We start from the raw sequence: 18,235 nt of genomic DNA, 5'->3' as shown, positions 1-18,235 counted from the left end.
GTTTACAGTGTGTGTGTTCCAACGTCGGGGCACATGCCCCACGCAGATCATTCAGTGCCAACCGCTTACGCAGCTTCCGCCTTCTCGATGATGGTGGAAAGGATGCCAGCGATGTTGCTTGCAGGTGCGCCAATCGCGCCAGCGATGTTCGAAGCAGGTGCGCCAATGCAGGACACGATCTGAGCGATAAGCTCTTCGCGCGACGGCATTTTCGACACGGCTTCGACGCCGGCACGGTCCAGAGCCGCTCCGCCCATTGCACCGCCGAGGATCTCAAATTTCTTGTTATCCTTGGCGAAGCCCTCGGCCACCTTGGCTGCTGCCACGGGGTCCTCGGAATAGGTCAGAACGGTCATACCCGTCAGCAGGTCGGCCATGCTTGCACACGGCTTTCCCTCAAGGGCGATTTTGGCGAGCCTGTTCTTGGCAACACGCACAGACCCACCCGCTTCGCGTGCACGGGCGCGCAGGTCTTGCATCTCGGCAACTGTCAGACCGGCGTAGTGAGCAACCACCACGACGCCAGAGCTTTCGAAGATCTGGCCGAGTTCCTCGACCACTTTCTCTTTCTGGGCTCTATCCACAGTTCTCTCCAAGTTTGGGACGTTGAGGCGTCCCGGCTCATATTTGCCGGGCTCGCACCCGGCGTTCATGTCCGCATTACGGGGCTGAGCCAAATAATCGCCCGAGGGTCGAGCCCTCGATCTCTTTGGTCCTTCCCGTCTCAGGCAGGAAATTAAGGCTACGAATGTGGCCACCCACCGTCTTGGACGAAACGAAATAAAGCGCACGACGAATCGCACGCTTTACTCGCAGACTTACTTAGGACAGAGTGGCGGGGTTTCCAAGGGGTAAAACGACCGATCGGCGCGATCAGGCCGCTCCATGACCTTTCCCGAACCTCCGGGCGGTTATTCCATCCAGGTCAATGGGAAGCTCTAGGCTCACACCTTCGGCGCGCAGCCGGTCCAGCCGTTCAGCATCCACACCGTGCAAGTCGGCATGCAGGGTCCGCAACCTCTCCTCGGCGTCGGGCAAGTCGAGCATGGCGCGAATCCGCTCGGTCAGGGGAACGGTAAACCCACTGGAGACGAGCCGCCAGTCGAGCTTGGCCCGCCAAACGGCATAGTCCAGCCCGATGTGATGAAGCAGCGCCGCGCCCTCGCGAACCGGCACGTATCGTTCAGCGATCTCGCTGCCGTCGGCGCGCTGCGCCCAATGCTGACGCAGGCTGACGCCCGGCAGACCGCAACGGACAAAGGATTTCCCCTGCGGGTGGCCGATCAGCCCTTTTCTGCGAGGACCGAACAGCGCCGCGCTGTCACCATAGACCCGGCGGGCAACGTCCCGCTCCATCGGCAGGCGATAGATGTTTTCTGTCGCTCCTGCCGGACCTACAACGATTTCGGCAGTTTCCACCCGCACCGCTTCTGTTTCAGCGGGCATGGCGGCCAGAAAACTGGACACGGCCCCGTTTATGACATGCAGGAACTCGTCTGCATCGACATTCAACAGCCATCCGTCCGGCATCGACCGATAGACCCAGCTGAGCGCCATGTTCTGCCGCTTGGTGAACCGCGTGTCGGGCGTCAGACCCAGATCGGCCCAGAATTCGGCGGTGCAGGGAATACAGGTTACCGACGGATGACTGGCAAGCACCTCTAGCGCCGGATCTTCGGGATTATCGAACAACAAGGTCAGACCCGACGCGCCGGCGTCAAGATACCAGGCGGCAAACCGCAGCGTGTCGGCCAGCGGCTCGTTCAGGATGGCACCGACACGCCATTGCGAGGTCATGCCTCACCCTTCTTCGTCATTGCTGCCCGCCTCTGTCATCGCTGGACGTTTTTCGGGGCGACCGTACACCGAAGGCCGCAGCCAAGTCAAAACAGCGTTGAGTTGACGGGCCAGGCCAAAACGATGGCCTCCTACCCCGAAAAAGAAAAACCCGGCACCGCCAGTGGCGATACCGGGTTTCAACTCTGGGCCGCGACCAGGGTCGCGTCCCTTGTTTCTTAGTTGCCCGAGGCGCTGGCCACGTCAACCGACACGCCCGGGCCCATGGTCGAGCTGAGAGCGATCTTTTTCAGGTAGGTGCCCTTGGCGCCTGCCGGTTTGGCCTTGGCGACTGCATCCACAAAGGCGCGGACGTTTTCGGCCAGTTTGGCCTCGTCGAACGACACCTTGCCGACGCCGGCATGGATGACACCGGCCTTTTCGACCTTGAACTGGACTTCACCGCCCTTGGCGTTCTGCACGGCCTGGGCGACGTCCATGGTCACGGTGCCGACCTTGGGGTTCGGCATCAGGTTGCGCGGGCCGAGGATTTTACCCAGGCGACCGACAACCGGCATCATGTCCGGGGTCGCGATGCAGCGATCGAATTCGATCTTGCCGGACTGGATGGTTTCCATCAAGTCCTCGGCACCGACGATATCCGCGCCGGCGGCCTGTGCCTCTTCAGCCTTGGGGCCACGGGCAAAGACCGCGACGCGCACAGTCTTGCCGGTGCCGTTCGGCAGGCCGACAACACCACGGACCATCTGGTCGGCGTGACGCGGGTCAACGCCCAGGTTCATCGCGATCTCGACGGTCTCGTCGAACTTTGCCGAGGCCGACGACTTGATCAGGGCAACAGCTTCTTCGACCGACAGGTTTTCCTTGCCGACAAAGGCTTCGCGGGCTGCGCGGGTGCGTTTTCCAAGCTTTGCCATCTTACTTCACCTCGATGCCCATGGACCGGGCCGAGCCCAGGATGATCTGCATTGCGCCTTCGATATCGTTGGCGTTCAGATCCTTCATCTTTGCCTCGGCGATTTCGCGGACCTGGGCAACGGTGACGGTGCCGGCGGTCGCGCGCGAGGGGGTCTTTGAACCCGACTGGATCTTGGCGGCCTTCTTCAGGAAATAGGACGCGGGCGGCGTCTTGATTTCCATGGTGAAGGATTTGTCCTGGTAATAGGAAATCACGGTCGGGCAAGGTGCGCCCACTTCCATGTCTGCGGTCTTGGCGTTGAACGCCTTGCAGAATTCCATGATGTTGATGCCGCGCTGACCCAGCGCCGGACCAACTGGCGGCGACGGGTTCGCCTTGCCTGCAGGCACCTGAAGCTTCAGCGTGCCGATCAGTTTCTTGGCCATTGGCCTTCTCCTTTTTCAACACCTTCGGGGCGCGCCCCTCGGGTTCTCATGTTGTGTGGTCCGGCACCGGATGACGCGTCACCCTGAACCTCCCACAGTGCATTCACCTCAGGCCTGCTTGGCAACCTGTGTGAAATCCAGCTCGACCGGGGTTTCCCGGCCGAAGATCGACACCGACACGCGCAGCTTCTGGCTGTCGTCGTCCACGCCCTCGACCATGCCGTCGAAACCTTCGAACGGGCCGTCATTGACCTTGACCCGCTCGCCGATCTCGAACGAGATCAGGGTGCGCGGTGCCTCTTCGCCTTCCTGCACGCGGTTGAGGATCTGGTTGACCTCGGCATCGCGCATCGGCATCGGGCGGCCCTGTGGGCCCAGGAAACCGGTGACCCGGTTGATCGAGTTGATCAGGTGATAACCCCGATCGGACATTTCCATGTGCACCAGAACGTAACCGGGCATAAAGCGACGCTCGGTGGTGACCTTCTTGCCCCGGCGCACCTCGATGACCTCTTCGGTCGGCACCAGGACTTCGTCGATCTGGTCCTCAAGGCCATTTTCGGCGACCGAGGAACGGATCTGCTCTGCAACCTTCTTTTCGAAGTTCGAAAGAACGCTGACCGAGTACCACCGTTTCGCCATGAACCTGTCGTCCTTGTCTTTTCTTGCCAGGTCACTCGAGGCACCCCGGCATATGTGTCGATTTGTGCGGCGGCAAAGCCGCGCTCTCCGGAACAAAAAGCGGCGCGCAGCTCGAATCGCCGCACGCCTATCCCAAAGGTTCCGCGTGAACTAGCCCCTGAACCGCCGATGTGCAAGGCCGGATTGTTCGCCCGGCCCGTGGCTGGTCAGTTGAACATCCCCAAAAGCAACTGCAAACCGCCCCGGATCGACAGATCGACCAAGGCAAAGAAAACGGCTGTCAGGGCTGCCATGATAAAGACCATGACCGTGGTCAGCAGAACCTCGCGGCGGGTCGGCCAGACGACTTTGGATACTTCTGCACGGACCTGCTGGATGAACTGGATCGGGTTGCTGGTGGCCATCTGCCTGACTTCTCTCTGCTTGCGGATTAAGGGCACATAGCCGGACCGGGTGCCGAATTCAAGGCCGGTTCAATTTCCCGGACGCCGGTTCAGGTCGGGACGGTCAGATAGTCGGCATCAGCGACCTTTTCCAGCCAGTTGGCCACCTGCCCGTCCTGCGCCTCCTGAATGGCCAGGTGAACCATGCCTGTGTAGGGCGCCGCACCGTGCCAGTGTTCCTCGCCCGGCGGGATCCAGACCGTGTCGCCCGCGCGGATCAGACGTGGCGCGGCAGTCCGGGTGCCGACCAATCCCACGCCGGACAGCACATGCAGCGTCTGGCCCAGTGGATGGGTATGCCAAGCGGTTCTCGCCCCCGGCTCGAACCCCACGCGCAAGGCGCGCACGCGCGCCGGTTCCGGTGCTTCGATCACCGGATCCTGCCAGACCGTACCGGTAAACCATTCCTCGTTCGCGCGCCGGGTCGGCCGGCTTCCGCTTGCGAATATCTCCATTCGGACTCTCCCCTGTTCCCGTCAGTCTGGCGCAAACGGGCAAAGCGTCAAGGCTTTGGCCGGTCGTCCCAGTCATTTGACAGGATGCGGCGGGCGTCGCCTTCGGGGTCATCGTACTGGTTGGACCGCACGGTATAGACAAAGGCCAGCAGCCCGATCGCGCCCAGGATCAGGGAGATTGGAATCAGATAGGAAAGGACTTCCATAAGCTCACCTCAGCCGCAGCGCGTTCAGTGATACGGTAATGGACGACGTCGACATGGCCAAGGCCGCAATCAGCGGTGAACACAGGCCGGCAACCGCCAGGGGTACCGCGATGACGTTGTAGACGGTCGCGATCTGGAAATTCTCGCGGATCCGGCGGGTCGCCTTCTTGGCCGTGTCGCAGGCCCTGGCAATCGGGCTTAGGTCGGTGCCCAGCAGCACGATGTCCGATGCCACCCGCGCCGCATCCAGCGCCGATGCGGGAGAGATCGAGACATGGGCGGCGACCAGGGCGGCGGTATCGTTCAGCCCGTCGCCCACCATCAGAATTCGCTTGCCTTGCCCGGCCAGTGCCTGCACCCGCGCCACCTTGTCCTGTGGCAGCGCCTCGGCCATCCAGTTGGCGATCCCCAGGCGGTTTGCCAGCGCCTCGACCGCGCCGGTGGTATCGCCGGACATCAGCATGACCTGCTTGCCCGATGCCTTCAGCGCCGCAACCGTTTCTTCGGCCCCGGGACGCAGCGCGTCCGTGAACAGAAAGCCAACAGGTGCCCGGTCGCCCACGGCCAGCCAGGCCGATGTCTGTCCACCATGCGCCGCACCGACCCAAGCCGCGCGGCCAAGCCGCACACGCATGCCCTGCCAGACACCTTCGGTGCCATAGCCCGGAATCTCGCGCACATCCTCGACCGCCGCTGGTTCGGCGCCAGCCGAACGCGCCGCGCGGGTCAAGGATACCGAAAGCGGGTGCGAGGATGCCTGCGCCAATGCCAGCGCCACCGACAGATCATCGCGCAGGATTTCACCCAGATTGGTCAGTTCCGGCGTGCCGGCGGTCAACGTGCCGGTCTTGTCGAACACAACGGTATCGACCTCGGCCAGGCGTTCCAGCGCAGTCGCGTGCTTGATCAGCATGCCCTTCTTGAAAAGCCTCCCCGAGGCGGCCGTGGTCACCGCCGGCACCGCAAGGCCCAGTGCACAAGGACACGTGATGATCAGAACGGCCGCGGCGATGTTCAGCGCGGTGCGCACATCGCCCGAATAAACCAACCAGCCCAGGAAACTGAGGACCGACAGGATGTGAACGCCTGGCGCATAAAGCTTTGCTGCACTGTCGGCCAGCGAGGTATAGCGCGACCGACCGCTTTCGGCGATGGCGACAAGGTCAGCCATGCGGTGCAGCGAGGTTTCCTGCCCCACGGCGCTGGCCCGGATCACCAGCGGCCCGGTCAGGTTGACCTCTCCGGCGCTGACGGCACGTCCGGGCTCGGCAAAGACCGGCAGCGTCTCGCCGGTCAGCAGCGACCGGTCGAGCTCCGAGCGCCCCTCGACAATCTCGCCATCGACGGGCATCCGCCCGCCCGGCCGTACCAGGATGAGATCGCCGACCGCCAGTTGCGCGACCGGAATCTCTGTCTCCCGGCCATCCTCCAGCCGGATCGCGCGGGGCACTTCCAGCGCGGCCAGTTCCTCGGCCGCGGATCGCGCGACCGCCCTTGTCCGGTAATCAAGGTAACGGCCCGCCAGCAGGAAGAATGTGAGTGTCAGCGCTGCATCGAAATAGGCGTCTTCCCCCGACAGCGAGGTTTCCCACAAGGATGTCACCAGCGCCAGCACGATAGCCAGCACGATGGGCACATCCATATTCAGGCGCTTGACCTTCAACGCGCTCCAGGCACTGACAAAGAAAGGCTGCGCCGAAAAGGCGATGGCTGGCATCGCGATGGCCGCCGAAATCCAGTGGAACATGTCGCGTGTCGCATCCGACGCCCCTGACCAGACCGACACTGACAGCAGCATGACGTTCATCGACGCGAACCCTGCTACCGCCAGACGCATCAGCAGGTCACGACCGGCCCGGTCCGTCTGGGTCGCACTCAATGCGCCCGGATCCAGCTCATGCGCCTCATATCCCGCGCGCTCCAGCACCGGGATCAGGTCGGCCGCGCGCAGGTCGGGCGCTGCCTTGATCAGCGCCCGTTTGAGGGTCAGGTTGACTCGTGCATCCTCGACCCCCGGATATGCGGCCAAGGTACGTTCAACGGTCGAGATGCAGGCAGAACAATGGATGCCGGGCAGGGACAGGGCAATCTGCACATCCTCGGGCACCGGTCTGGCCGGTTCCAGCGGGGCGGCCACGCAGGCCGGGCAGGCCGCAAGCGAAGGGCGAAGTTGCGCTGTCACGCCATCACCCTTTCACATGCAAAACGACGCGCTGGGTGAACTCGGTGCCATCTTCGGCGCGCGCCACCATGCGGATGTTCCAGTTGCCATCCCCCAATTCGGCCTTGGCCACATAGGCGGTGCCATCAAAGGTGAAAACGGGCTCGATATCTTCCTTCACATGGGTCGCCCGCCCAACCACCGCCTTCAGGTCGGCCACTTCGACCGGCTGGCCCGCCTGATCGGTGATCGACAGGGTGACAAGGCCACCCGCAGCGTCCGCGCGCACCGACCATCCCAGTGCCTCTTGCTCATGCAGCCGGGTGTTGAATTCCTGGCTGGCGACGTAGGAGTTCTTTACCTCCAGCCCCGGAAAGGTCTTGATCGCGCTGACGGCCAGCAGGATGTTGACCCCGATGATCACGCCAAAGGCGCCGATGAACACAGCCGCCGCATGTTTTCCGGTGAACTTGCGTTCGCTCATGCTCAGTTCCCCCGTCCATTGAACGTCGTGTCCTTGTAGGCACGCTCGCCATTGCCAAGATCCTCGACCCAGATGCGCACATCCGTGCTTGCGGCATTCGACGGCGCGGCATCCTTTGGTGCGACGATGTATACACGTTGCAACTGAGCCGTGTCAGCCGAAACGATTACGGACTCATACGGTGTGCCTTCCAGCTCGATCCGCATCGTCGGATCTCCGACCACGGACAGGCGGAACCGGCGATCCTCGCCATGCTTGTTGCGCAGGCGCACGTCATAGGTGTTGCGGATCGACCCGTCGGACAAGGTGACATAAGTCGGGTTGCGAACCGGGGCCACTGTCAGGTCGATGTCGGACCGGATGAACAGCGCGAACAGCAACGCGAAACCGACCAGCGACCACAGGCTGGTATACATGATCGTGCGCGGCCGCAGGATGTGCTTCCAGACGCTCTTGGGCGGTTGGCCGGCGCGCTCGGCCTCTTCGTCCTTGAGCGCCATATAGTCGATCAGCCCGCGTGGCTTGCCGATCTTTTCCATCATGTCGTCGCAGGCGTCGATACACAGCGCACAGGTGATGCACTCCAACTGCTGGCCGTCCCGAATGTCGATGCCCACCGGGCAGACGTTGACGCAGGCCATGCAGTCGATGCAGTCGCCCAGTTCGGAATCCTCAGTGCGTTTGCCCTTGCCACGCGGCTCACCCCGCCATTCGCGGTAGCCCACAACCAGCGTATCCTCGTCCATCATCGCGGCCTGAATGCGCGGCCAGGGGCAGGCATAGATACAGATCTGTTCCCGCGCGAAACCACCGAAAAAGAAGGTGGTAAAGGTCAGCACCGCCATTGTCGTATAGGCGATCGGATGCGCGTTGAGGGTTACCAGATCGCGCAGCAACGTCGGAGCATCGGCGAAGTAGAAAATCCAGGCCCCGCCGGTGGCGAGTCCGATCAGCAGCCAGACGGTCCATTTCGTCAACCGCAGCCGAGCCTTACGGAAATCCAGCTTTTGTTGCCGATGCAGCCGCAGGCGCGCGTTCCGGTCGCCCTCAATCCAGCGTTCGACCAGGATGAACAGGTCAGTCCAGACGGTCTGCGGGCAGGCATAACCGCACCAGACCCGGCCCAGTGCCGAAGTAAACAGGAACAGGCCCAAACCGGCCATGATCAGCAGGCCGGCGACAAAATAGAACTCATGCGGCCAGATTTCGATCCAGAAGAAGTAGAACCGGCGGTTGGCCATATCGAGCAGCACCGCCTGATCCGGCAGGCTGGGGCCGCGATCCCAGCGAATCCAGGGCGTCAGATAGTAGATCCCCAGCGTGACCGCCATGATGATCCACTTGAGATTACGGAACTTTCCGGAAACCCGTCGGGGAAAGATCGGCTCTCGCGCGGCGTAAAGGCTAGGTTCTGGGGTCGACTCGCTCACGAACTCACTCCGGTTCTGGCTATTCTACAGCGCGACTTCTTCCAGATACACGCTGCGCACACTTTGACATGGGTCAAAAAGCGTATCTGTGACGCAGCTTTCAATGCTGCAATTGCAAAAGTCGTTTGGTCGCAGGGCGCCCGGATCGGGAAAAAAGGGCCTTTAACCTGAGTAGTGAGGGACTTCCTCACGATTTTGTGAATTACGTCAAAGAGTTGCATTCCATCCCAGGGAGCGATTTAAAAAAAAGATCCGCCGACCGGATTGGTCGGCGGATGCTTTGCCACTATGACTAAAGGCGCCGGCTGTTCAGGAAACGCGCGAACAGATCGAACAGCCGACGCCAACCTCCGGGCCGCAAACGCCGCCCGGAGGTATTCTCGTGTTATTCGCCGCCGCCCAGCTGGTGGACATAGGCCGAGACCGCGCGGATCTGCGCTTCGGTCAGTCGGGTGTTCCAGGCGGGCATCACGCCGAACCGGGCGTTGTTCACCGACTCGGAAATCGCGGCATAGTCGCCACCAAAGAGCCAGATGGCATCCGACAGGTTGGGCGCACCTTGCGTGCGGTCGCCAGTGGCGTCCTCGGCATGGCAGGACGCGCAGTTATCCGCAAAGACCACCGCGCCGGCGGCCACCTGCGATGCATCCTGCGGCTCACCCGACAGCGACATCACATAGTTGACCACCTGGTCGATCTCGGCGGCTTCCAGCAACTCGTCGCGGCCAAAGGCGGGCATCTCGGAGTACCGCGCATCGTCGTTTTCCGTGTTGCGGATACCGGCGGTGACGGTCTGGTGGATGTCCTCGATCGAGCCGCCCCAGAGCCAGTCGTCGTCCAGCAGGTTGGGATAGCCCACAGCACCGGCGGCACCCGAACCGTGACATTGGGCGCACCAGGTCTTGAACACAGCGCTACCCGCCGAAACGGCGTAGGAGTTAAGCTCCGCATCCGAAGAGATTGCGGTCAGCTCGGCTGCTTCCAGTTTGGCATTGATCGGCGCGTTCGCCTCTTCGACGTCGGTGATCGCCGCTGCAACGTTGGCGCGGGTCGACCAGCCCATCACCCCGGCCGTGGCCGAGTTGATCATCGGCCAGGCAGGATAGGCGATGGTATAGCCGATGGCCCAGACGATGCAGAGGTAGAAGGTCCACAGCCACCAGCGCGGCAGCGGGTTGTTGAACTCTTCGATCCCGTCCCAGCTGTGGCCTGTGGTTTCCGGATCGCCCTTTTTCAATTCGGGTTTCTTGCTCATTGCCGCGCCTCCTTGTGTGTGGCGGGTTTATCCTGGTGCCGGAAGGGGATGTTTGCCGTGTCGCCATAGGTCTTGCCCGACCCGGGGCGGAACACCCAGATGACCACTCCGATAAAGAAGGCGAACAGGGCCAACAGCATCCAGCTGTCCGCGAACTGCCGTAAAAGGGTATACTCTTCCATATCTCCCTCCTCAGCGGCTCGCGTCCGGCGTGAAGGTCGAGAAATCGACCAACGTGCCCAGCATTTGCAGATATGCGATCAACGCATCGGCTTCCGAGACACCCGGCTGACCGTCGAAGTTGCGCACGTTCACCTTATCGCCATAGCGCTCCAGCAGCCCGTCATAGTCGCTGTCGGGATCGGCCTGAGCGGCGAAGTCGGCTTGTGCGGCCTCGATCATCTCGTCCGTGTAGGGCACGCCGACGATCGCGTTGGTGGCCATGATGTCACCGATGTACTTGCCGTCGATCATGGTGCGTTCCAGGTAGCCATATTTTGGCATCACCGATTCCGGCACCACCGACTGCGGGTCACGCATGTGATCCACGTGCCAGTCGTCCGAGTAGCGACCGCCCACGCGGGCCAGGTCCGGCCCGGTCCGCTTGGACCCCCACTGGAACGGGTGGTCGTACATCGACTCCGCCGCCAGCGAGTAGTGGCCATAGCGTTCGACCTCGTCCCGCATCGGGCGGATCATCTGGCTGTGGCAGACATAGCAGCCTTCGCGGATGTAGATTTCACGCCCCGCCATTTCGAGAGGGGTGTAGGGCCGCATGCCCTCCACTTTCTCGATGGTGTTTTCCAGATAGAACAGTGGTGCGATCTGCACGATGCCACCAATGGTCACGACCAGAAAGCTGAAGATCAGCAGGAGGGTCGCGTTGGTCTCGAGGATCTTGTGTTTTTCGAGAATAGCCATTGCTCCGGCCCTCCTTATTCAGCCGGGACCGCGACGGACAGGCTGGCCTCTTTGGCCGGCGCTTTCCGAACGGTCATCCACAGGTTGTAGCACATGATGATGGCACCGGTGAGGTACATGACCCCGCCCAGAGCACGCACCACATACATCGGGAACTTGGCGGCAACGGTTTCGGCGAACGAGTTCACGAGGAAGCCGTTTGCATCCACTTCACGCCACATCAGGCCTTCCATGATCCCGGTCACCCACATCGAGGCGGCGTAGAGCACGATCCCGATGGTGGCGAGCCAGAAATGGTAGTTCACCAGTTTCAGCGAGTAGAGGCGATCCCGCTTCCACAGAACCGGCACCAGGAAGTAAAGCGCGCCGAAGGTGATCATGCCATTCCAGCCCAGCGCGCCAGAGTGCACGTGGCCGATGGTCCAGTCAGTGTAGTGGCTCAGCGAGTTGACCGCGCGGATCGACATCATCGGGCCTTCGAAGGTCGACATGCCGTAGAAACCGACCGAGATCACCATCATGCGGATCACAGGGTCGGTACGCAGCTTGTCCCACGCGCCCGAGAGCGTCATCAGGCCGTTGATCATGCCACCCCAGGACGGCATCCACAGCACAACCGAGAACACCATGCCTAGCGTCGAGGCCCAGTCAGGAAGCGCGGTATAGTGCAGGTGGTGCGGACCGGCCCAGATATAGATAAAGATCAGCGCCCAGAAGTGGATGATCGACAGCTTGTAGCTGAACACCGGACGTTCGGCCTGTTTCGGGATGAAATAGTACATCATGCCCAGGAAGCCCGCCGTCAGGAAGAAGCCCACGGCGTTGTGGCCGTACCACCACTGTACCATGGCATCCTGCACACCGGACCAGACGATAACCGATTTCGAGCCCCAGATGCTGACCGGGATGGTCATGTTGTTGACCACATGCAGCATGGCGACAGTGACGATGAACGACAGATAGAACCAGTTGGCCACATAGATGTGGGGTTCCTTGCGCTTGACGATCGTGCCCAGGAACACGGCCAGATAGGCCACCCAGACGACGGTCAGCCACAGGTCAACGTACCATTCCGGCTCGGCATATTCCTTGGACTGGGTGCCGCCCAGCAGATAGCCGGTTGCCGCCAGCACGATGAACAGTTGATAGCCCCAGAACACGAACCACGCCAGGTTGCCGCCCCAGAGCCGCGCGGCGCTGGTGCGTTGAACCACATAGAACGAGGTTGCGATCAGGGCGTTACCACCAAAGGCGAAAATCACCGCCGAGGTGTGCAGCGGACGCAGACGACCGAAATTTGCATAACCCTGGGCCCATTCAAAGTTCAGCTCCGGAAAGGCAAGCTGAAAGGCAATGAACGTCCCGGCCAGAAAGCCGACGACGCCCCAGAATGCGGTTGCGATGACACCATAACGGACCACGTCATCCATGTACTCGCCCGAACGGTCGGTCAGGATGTCGGGCTCGCCGGTGTTGCGAAGAGTCCAGATGAAAAGCCCACCCGATACAAGCAATACGATGACTGCATGCACCATGTAAGCCACGTCGCGCGCATAATTTATCCCCATCGCGGCGAACAGCGCGATGAGACCAAGCGCGATGAGCTTGATATAATTCGACATTTTGCGTCCCTTTGCCTTGTCCCGCGCGATTCTAATGTCACGCCAGACGGATTAGACTGGGCGCTTAATTGGAGAATTGCGCATATATCTGCTTTGATCTGCATCAAGACATACACGTGAAATGTGTGACAGGCATTAGCCAATAGTAACGCCCCCGCTGGTCGGGGCTTGATGCTCACACGAGGTTGAGATGACCTACAAATCCTTGTTGACGGTCCTGACGGATCCCAAACAGTCGAAAACGACGCTGGATCAGCTGGTTGCTCTGGCGGATGCTCAGGATGCCCATGCCGAGGCTCTGTGCCTTGGCGTCGACCGCAGCCAGACCGGGTATTATTACGCCGGGGCGAATGCCTTGATCCTGCAAGAAACCCTGAGCCGGGCGAATGCGGAAGCCGAGGAAGTGCTGACTTTGGCCAAGGATCACCTGTCCAAGGCTGGCGTGCGCTGGTCGGCGGAAAGCGGTGTTGCCCAGATTGCAGATCTGGGACGGCATGTCGCTCACCGCGCCCGTTTCTCGGATCTTGTCGTGCTACCGCGTCCCTATGGGGAAAACCGGGGCGCAGAGGCAGAGCCGATCATTGAAGCCGCCATGTTCGAAGGCCATGCCCCGGTTCTGGTGGTTCCCGATGATCGGGCACCGATCAAGCAACCGCGCACGGTCCTGATCGGCTGGAACGAAAGCGTCGAAGCCATGCGGGCGATCCGTCTTGCGATGCCGTTCCTGAGGGCGGCGGAACTGGTTCGCATCGTGGTGATCGACCCGCCGCAACACGGCCCGGACCGGTCGGATCCCGGCGGATTGCTTAGCCAGATGCTGTCCCGCCATGGTGTAAAGGTCGAAATCGACGTTCTGAGCAAGACGATGACCCGGGTGTCGGACATCCTCAACCGTCATGCCTCGGATACCGATGCCGACATGATCGTGATGGGGGCCTACGGTCACTCCCGTTTCCGCGAAGCGATCCTTGGCGGCGCGACACGCAACATGCTGGAGAAGGCAACCGTTCCCATCTTCATGGCGCATTGAACAGGCAAGGGGCTACTCCGGTAGCCCCACAGCCGTAAGCCAGCGTGTGTTCTGCGCGGTATGCAGTGCCGCGCGGAAATACTTGTGGTGGTCCTGAAACCGGGACACCGAGAATTCCGGAGACAGGTCCAGAAGCCTGCTCGCCATTGTCCGCGCCTCGTCCATCCTGTCCAGTTCGCAGAGCGCGCAGATCAAATGGACATACAGAACCACGACATTGGGATTGAGCTGCAACCCCTCTTGTGCGGCCTGAAGCGCCTCGTCGAACCGCCCCGCGTCGCGGTGAACGGCGGCAATGGCGACCAGCGCACGAAACCACAAGGGATCTTTGGGGTTCAGTTGTCGCGCCCGACCCGCAAGGTCCAGAACCTTGTCGCTGTCGCCCTGCAACGCTTCCAGCATCGCCAGCGATGTCCAGGCCCAGGCAAAGCTTGGACAGCCGTCGCAGGCCTGCCGGACCAGCCCCATTCCCCGCTCTATTTCAAGACCGAAGAAGGCCAGGGTATACCCGGCATAGGCCGCCACTTCGAGATCGCCGGGGGCAAGATCAAGCGCCGCCTTCGCAAGTTCGCCTCCCCGCGCGCGATCCGTATCCTGCGCATAGCCGACCCGCCACGCAACATTGAGCGTGTGGCACCAGGCCCTGAGCGCCATGGCCTTGGCGTAACCCGGAGACGCGTCGATCGCGGCGTCGAGCAAATCGGCAGCCTTGGCCACCTGCGCCCGGTTCAGCGCCGCCAGCCCTTGCAGATAGTAATCATAGGCGCTGGCATTGCCCGGCGCGCTCTGCGCCGCGCGCTCCATCTCTGCCATCTGCACGGTGGGCGCCACGGCGGCAACCACGGCTGCGGTCACCTTGTCCTGCAAATCGAATATGTCCTCGTCGGTGCCATCGAACCGCTCTGACCAGACCTGCGCGCCGGATGCCGTGTCGGCAAGTTGGCCACTGACCCGGATCCGGTTGCCCTGGATGCGCATGCTGCCTTCCAGAACATATCTGACACCCAGGTCCCTGCCGATCTGCCGTACGTCCATCGGGGTGCCTTTGTAGGCAAAGGAAGAGTTCCGGGCGATCACGAAAAGCCACGGAACCCGCGCAAGGGCGGAAATGATATCTTCGGTCAATCCATCGGCGATGTACTCGGTCTGGGGACTTGCCGACCAGTTCGTCAAGGGAAGAACCGCCAGCGAGGGTTTATCGGCAACCGCTTTCGGGCGCGCTGCGGGCGCATCCGCCTGTCGCAACGGCATCCAATCGAACAGACGGATGCTGCGCGATATGTTCTTCAACGCAGGCGAACCGGCATCCCGAAAAGCGATATCCAACCGGCCCGCCACTTCGTCACGGACACACTCTGAGACGGCAACACCGCCTGTCGGCGCATGGGCCTCGATGCGGGCTGCGATGTTCACATCATCGCCAAAGATATCACCACTCTCCGACAGGATCTCGCCCGAGTGAACGCCAACCCGCAAGAGCATCTGCTCAGAGGCCTCCAGAGGCGCATTGCGTTCCATCATCCTGTGCTGGATGGCAGCCGCGCAGCCGACCGCATCCCGGGACGAGGCAAACTCGGCCAGCAACCCGTCCCCCATGGTTTTTACCACACGCCCCCGGTGCAGGCCGATGACCAGTTCGATGGCATCCAGATGCCCACGCGCCGCACGGACCGCGAGTTCCTCGTTGCGGCCGACATGGGAGCTATAGCCTGCAAAATCCGCGACCAGCACGGCCGCCAACCGTCTCTCCATAAGGCGGTTTCCCCGCTTCAAGGCAGGCGCATCATGCCTTGCGGACCAATCCAATCAGGAACAGCAGGATCACAGCACCGATGGTGGCATGGATTACCGATGCGATAAAGCCGCCGCCGACAGCAAAGCCAAGGGCGGGAAAGATCAACCCGGCAAGGAATGCACCAACAATACCGACGATGATGTTGCCGATCAGGCCGAACCCGCGCCCGGCCATGATACGGCCGGAAAGCCACCCGGCCAGAATACCAACGATAAGCATCACGAACAGGCTTTCGAACTGCATGATCCGCGTCTCCCAAAATCTGATTTCCTTTGGGAAGTAGATCACGGATCGCCGGACCGGTCACGACCTGATGTATTGCATCCCCTGAAACCGCGCCCGCATTTCGCGGGTGCGCAGCGCCACCGCCTCGGGGTCGTTGCCGGTGAGACCTTGCGTGATCAGCCAGGCCAGTTCCGCCGCATGGTCGGGCGTTACCCCGCGCCGCACCAGCTCCGGCGTGCCGATCCGGAGGCCGTTCATATCCCCCGCAACCGGGGCCACGGGCAGGCCGATACCGCAGGCCAGGAACCCGGCCCGGCGCAGCACCTTCGACGCAGCCTGACCGCCGCCGAACCGCGCCGCCTCAACCGCGAACTGGTGCGAGGCGGTGGCTCCGCCCGCGCCATGAAACACCGGCAGGCCCAGCGCCTCCAACTCGGCGGCCAGCGCCTGCGCCAGATCGACCATCGCCTGACCATAGGCCGCGCCGTGATCGACCCAGTCCAACAGCGAGATTGCCAGCGCCGCCGATTTCGCCGCGTCGAAATTGGCGGTCATGCCGGGAAAGGCGATGGCGTCCAGTTGTTCGGCAATCTCGGCATCATTGGTCACGATCAGCCCGCCCGCAGGACCGCCCAGGCTCTTGTAGGTGCTCATCGTCATCAGATGCGCGCCCTCGTCCAACGGGTTGGCCCAGACGCCGCCCGCGATGATCCCGCATTGATGCGCCGCGTCGAACAGAACCTTGGCACCGACCCGGTCGGCAATCTCGCGCACGGCCGCCACCGGATGCGGAAACAGGTTCAGCGAGCCGCCCACGGTAATCAGCTTGGGCCGGTGCCGCTCGGCCAGTTCGGCCAGCGCCGTCAGGTCCAGGCTGTAGCCATCCGCATCCACCGGCGCCTCGATTGTGCTCAGACCGTAAAGCCCCGCACAGCCCGCCTTGTGATGGGTCACATGGCCGCCGATGCTGGCCGGTGGCGCGATGATCGTGTCACCGGGTCGGGTCAACGCCATGAACCCATACAGATTTGCCAGCGCGCCCGAGCCAACCCGGATCTCGGCGTAGCGTGCGTTGAACACCCGTGCCGCCAGCTCGGCGGCGATGACCTCGATCTCTTCGATCGCCTCCAGCCCCATCTCGTATTTGTCGCCGGGATAGCCCAGCGAGGGACGGCTGCCCAATCCCCGCGCCAGCGCCGCCTCGGCACGCGGGTTCATCACATTGGTCGCGGGATTCAGGTTGAAACACTCCGTGTCATGGATGACCCGGTTTTCCTCGATCAGCGCCTCCAGGCGGGCATCGATGGCATTGCTGTCGGCGCGGGCCGTGGCCTCGGCGATCTGCTGAACGCGGGTCTCGCAAAGGGCGGGCACCCAGGGGCGGGCGGCAAGCTGTGGCATGGCATCCTCCGTATCTGTGTCCTCAGGATCACCAAACCGCCTCTTGCGCGCAAATCAGTTTCCCGAAAAACTAGGGTCAGAAAATCTGAGGCTATCCCATGCCCGTCGCCCCGCCCCGCCCCCGCCCCTTGCCGCTGAACGCCCTGCGCGCGTTCGAGGCTGCCGCACGACTGGGCGGATTTGCCGCCGCCGCCGAGGAATTGGGCGTCAGCCCCGGCGCGGTCTCGGCCCAGATCAAGCAGCTTGAGGACATGCTGGGCGCACCGCTGTTCGAACGCGGTGCCCGAGGCGTCAATCTGACCGCGCTTGCGGTCGATGTCCTGCCGGACCTGACCGTCGCCTTCGACCGGCTGGCCAAGGTCAGCCATGGCCTGCGCACCGGTGCCAAACCGCAGGTGGTGCATGTGGCCGCGCTCCCCTCGGTTGCCCAGCTCTGGCTGTCTCCCCGTTTGCCCGGCCTGCGCGCCGCAGCGCCCGAGATCGAGATTTCGGTCACCGCGATGGAGCAGCCGCCCGACCTCAAACGCGCGCCCTTCGATCTGTGCTTGTTCTTCGGCGACGGGCCAGGCGAGGCGCTGGCCGCAGATACGATCACACCCGTCTGCGCACCCGTACTGGCGGATCGGTTGCACCGGCCCGAGGATCTGCGCCACCTGCCCTGTCTGATCGACACCACCTGGCACGCTGACTGGTCGCACTGGATGTCCGCTGCCCTGCCCGGTCAGACCTTTGTGCCGCGCGGACCCGAATTCTCGCTCTATGCGCTGGCGGTCGAGGAAACGGTGAACGGCGCCGGGGTGCTGATGGGACACGAGGCGCTGATCGCCCCGTATCTGGCGCGCGGCCAACTGGTGGCGCCTTTTTCCACGCGGGTCACCCTGCCGCGCGCCTTGCGGCTCTGGGCGCCGCGCCCATTGCCACCGGGCTCTGCCGCCCGGCGCGTGGCCGACTGGCTACGGCGCCAGAGTTGAACCCCGGCCCGCACCCCTTCATTTCGCTGCAAATACGCAGGAGCGCGAGGCAG

The 18,235-nt window shown here is 62.5% G+C and carries 20 protein-coding genes; 2 read left to right on the top strand and 18 right to left on the bottom strand.

Going from position 1 to position 18,235, the window contains the following annotated elements:
• Positions 1 to 65 precede the first annotated feature (65 nt).
• The 15 genes from rplJ to ccoN all read right to left on the bottom strand — a co-directional run bounded on the left by rplJ (position 66) and on the right by ccoN (position 12,760).
• On the bottom strand, positions 66 to 584 hold the full coding sequence (gene rplJ / locus G0P99_RS17105; RefSeq protein WP_093034935.1) for a 50S ribosomal protein L10: 519 nt from the start codon (positions 582 to 584) through the stop codon (positions 66 to 68).
• Between the two features lie 289 nt (positions 585 to 873).
• Entirely contained in the window at positions 874 to 1,797 is a 924-nt protein-coding gene (locus G0P99_RS17100; RefSeq protein WP_164131689.1) for a glycosyltransferase family 2 protein, read from the bottom strand.
• A 218-nt stretch (positions 1,798 to 2,015) separates the two neighbouring features.
• The gene (rplA, locus tag G0P99_RS17095) at positions 2,016 to 2,714 is read right to left on the bottom strand and encodes a 50S ribosomal protein L1 (protein WP_164131688.1); all 699 of its coding nucleotides are present in this window, start codon (positions 2,712 to 2,714) and stop codon (positions 2,016 to 2,018) included.
• 1 nt (position 2,715) lies between these two features.
• Positions 2,716 to 3,141, bottom strand: a complete 426-nt coding sequence (gene rplK / locus G0P99_RS17090; RefSeq protein ID WP_164131687.1) for a 50S ribosomal protein L11 — start codon at positions 3,139 to 3,141, stop codon at positions 2,716 to 2,718.
• Positions 3,142 to 3,249: 108 nt separating this feature from the next.
• Positions 3,250 to 3,783 (bottom strand): transcription termination/antitermination protein NusG, encoded by a 534-nt coding sequence (gene nusG, locus G0P99_RS17085; protein WP_164131686.1) that lies wholly within the window; start codon positions 3,781 to 3,783, stop codon positions 3,250 to 3,252.
• A gap of 206 nt (positions 3,784 to 3,989) precedes the next feature.
• Positions 3,990 to 4,187: a preprotein translocase subunit SecE gene (gene secE, locus G0P99_RS17080; RefSeq protein ID WP_164131685.1), complete on the bottom strand. Its 198-nt coding sequence runs from the start codon at positions 4,185 to 4,187 to the stop codon at positions 3,990 to 3,992.
• An 89-nt stretch (positions 4,188 to 4,276) separates the two neighbouring features.
• On the bottom strand, positions 4,277 to 4,681 hold the full coding sequence (locus tag G0P99_RS17075) for a cupin domain-containing protein (RefSeq protein WP_164131684.1): 405 nt from the start codon (positions 4,679 to 4,681) through the stop codon (positions 4,277 to 4,279).
• Positions 4,682 to 4,728: 47 nt separating this feature from the next.
• Positions 4,729 to 4,887: a cbb3-type cytochrome oxidase assembly protein CcoS gene (gene ccoS / locus G0P99_RS17070; protein WP_164131683.1), complete on the bottom strand. Its 159-nt coding sequence runs from the start codon at positions 4,885 to 4,887 to the stop codon at positions 4,729 to 4,731.
• 4 nt (positions 4,888 to 4,891) lie between these two features.
• A complete protein-coding gene (locus G0P99_RS17065; RefSeq protein ID WP_164131682.1) occupies positions 4,892 to 7,069 on the bottom strand; it encodes a heavy metal translocating P-type ATPase in 2,178 nt (725 codons plus the stop codon).
• 4 nt (positions 7,070 to 7,073) lie between these two features.
• Positions 7,074 to 7,532, bottom strand: a complete 459-nt coding sequence (locus tag G0P99_RS17060; protein ID WP_164131681.1) for a FixH family protein — start codon at positions 7,530 to 7,532, stop codon at positions 7,074 to 7,076.
• A 2-nt stretch (positions 7,533 to 7,534) separates the two neighbouring features.
• The gene (gene ccoG, locus G0P99_RS17055) at positions 7,535 to 8,863 is read right to left on the bottom strand and encodes a cytochrome c oxidase accessory protein CcoG (RefSeq protein WP_203583146.1); all 1,329 of its coding nucleotides are present in this window, start codon (positions 8,861 to 8,863) and stop codon (positions 7,535 to 7,537) included.
• 484 nt (positions 8,864 to 9,347) lie between these two features.
• Positions 9,348 to 10,217, bottom strand: coding sequence for a cytochrome-c oxidase, cbb3-type subunit III (gene ccoP, locus G0P99_RS17050; protein ID WP_164131679.1), 870 nt, complete (start codon positions 10,215 to 10,217; stop codon positions 9,348 to 9,350).
• Positions 10,214 to 10,399 (bottom strand): cbb3-type cytochrome c oxidase subunit 3, encoded by a 186-nt coding sequence (locus G0P99_RS17045; protein ID WP_164131678.1) that lies wholly within the window; start codon positions 10,397 to 10,399, stop codon positions 10,214 to 10,216. Before G0P99_RS17045 ends, ccoP begins: the two co-directional genes overlap by 4 nt.
• 10 nt (positions 10,400 to 10,409) lie before the next feature.
• Positions 10,410 to 11,138 carry a cytochrome-c oxidase, cbb3-type subunit II gene (ccoO, locus tag G0P99_RS17040; RefSeq protein WP_164131677.1) on the bottom strand — a complete coding sequence of 243 codons (729 nt, stop codon included), beginning with the start codon at positions 11,136 to 11,138 and terminating at the stop codon, positions 10,410 to 10,412.
• Between the two features lie 14 nt (positions 11,139 to 11,152).
• Positions 11,153 to 12,760 carry a cytochrome-c oxidase, cbb3-type subunit I gene (gene ccoN / locus G0P99_RS17035; protein WP_164131676.1) on the bottom strand — a complete coding sequence of 536 codons (1,608 nt, stop codon included), beginning with the start codon at positions 12,758 to 12,760 and terminating at the stop codon, positions 11,153 to 11,155.
• Positions 12,761 to 12,950: 190 nt separating this feature from the next.
• On the opposite strand from ccoN, the gene G0P99_RS17030 reads away from it, so the two are divergent.
• Positions 12,951 to 13,790: a universal stress protein gene (locus G0P99_RS17030; protein WP_164131675.1), complete on the top strand. Its 840-nt coding sequence runs from the start codon at positions 12,951 to 12,953 to the stop codon at positions 13,788 to 13,790.
• Positions 13,791 to 13,802: 12 nt separating this feature from the next.
• Here G0P99_RS17030 and G0P99_RS17025 read toward each other — a convergent pair whose 3' ends face one another.
• The 3 genes from G0P99_RS17025 to glyA are packed head-to-tail and all read right to left on the bottom strand — an operon-like array spanning position 13,803 to position 17,211.
• Positions 13,803 to 15,542: an adenylate/guanylate cyclase domain-containing protein gene (locus tag G0P99_RS17025; protein ID WP_164131674.1), complete on the bottom strand. Its 1,740-nt coding sequence runs from the start codon at positions 15,540 to 15,542 to the stop codon at positions 13,803 to 13,805.
• Between the two features lie 31 nt (positions 15,543 to 15,573).
• Positions 15,574 to 15,828: a GlsB/YeaQ/YmgE family stress response membrane protein gene (locus tag G0P99_RS17020; protein WP_164131673.1), complete on the bottom strand. Its 255-nt coding sequence runs from the start codon at positions 15,826 to 15,828 to the stop codon at positions 15,574 to 15,576.
• 60 nt (positions 15,829 to 15,888) lie between these two features.
• Entirely contained in the window at positions 15,889 to 17,211 is a 1,323-nt protein-coding gene (gene glyA / locus G0P99_RS17015; protein ID WP_164131672.1) for a serine hydroxymethyltransferase, read from the bottom strand.
• A gap of 98 nt (positions 17,212 to 17,309) precedes the next feature.
• Here glyA and G0P99_RS17010 point away from each other — a divergent pair, with 98 nt between their 5' ends.
• The gene (locus G0P99_RS17010) at positions 17,310 to 18,182 is read left to right on the top strand and encodes a LysR family transcriptional regulator (protein WP_164131671.1); all 873 of its coding nucleotides are present in this window, start codon (positions 17,310 to 17,312) and stop codon (positions 18,180 to 18,182) included.
• Positions 18,183 to 18,235 lie beyond the last annotated feature (53 nt).

Source organism: Ruegeria sp. PrR005 (genome assembly GCF_010500245.1).
In the GTDB taxonomy this organism is placed as follows: domain Bacteria; phylum Pseudomonadota; class Alphaproteobacteria; order Rhodobacterales; family Rhodobacteraceae; genus Ruegeria_B; species Ruegeria_B marisflavi.
Note: the sequence above shows the minus strand (reverse complement) of the source record. Positions and strands in the feature narration are given on the sequence as shown.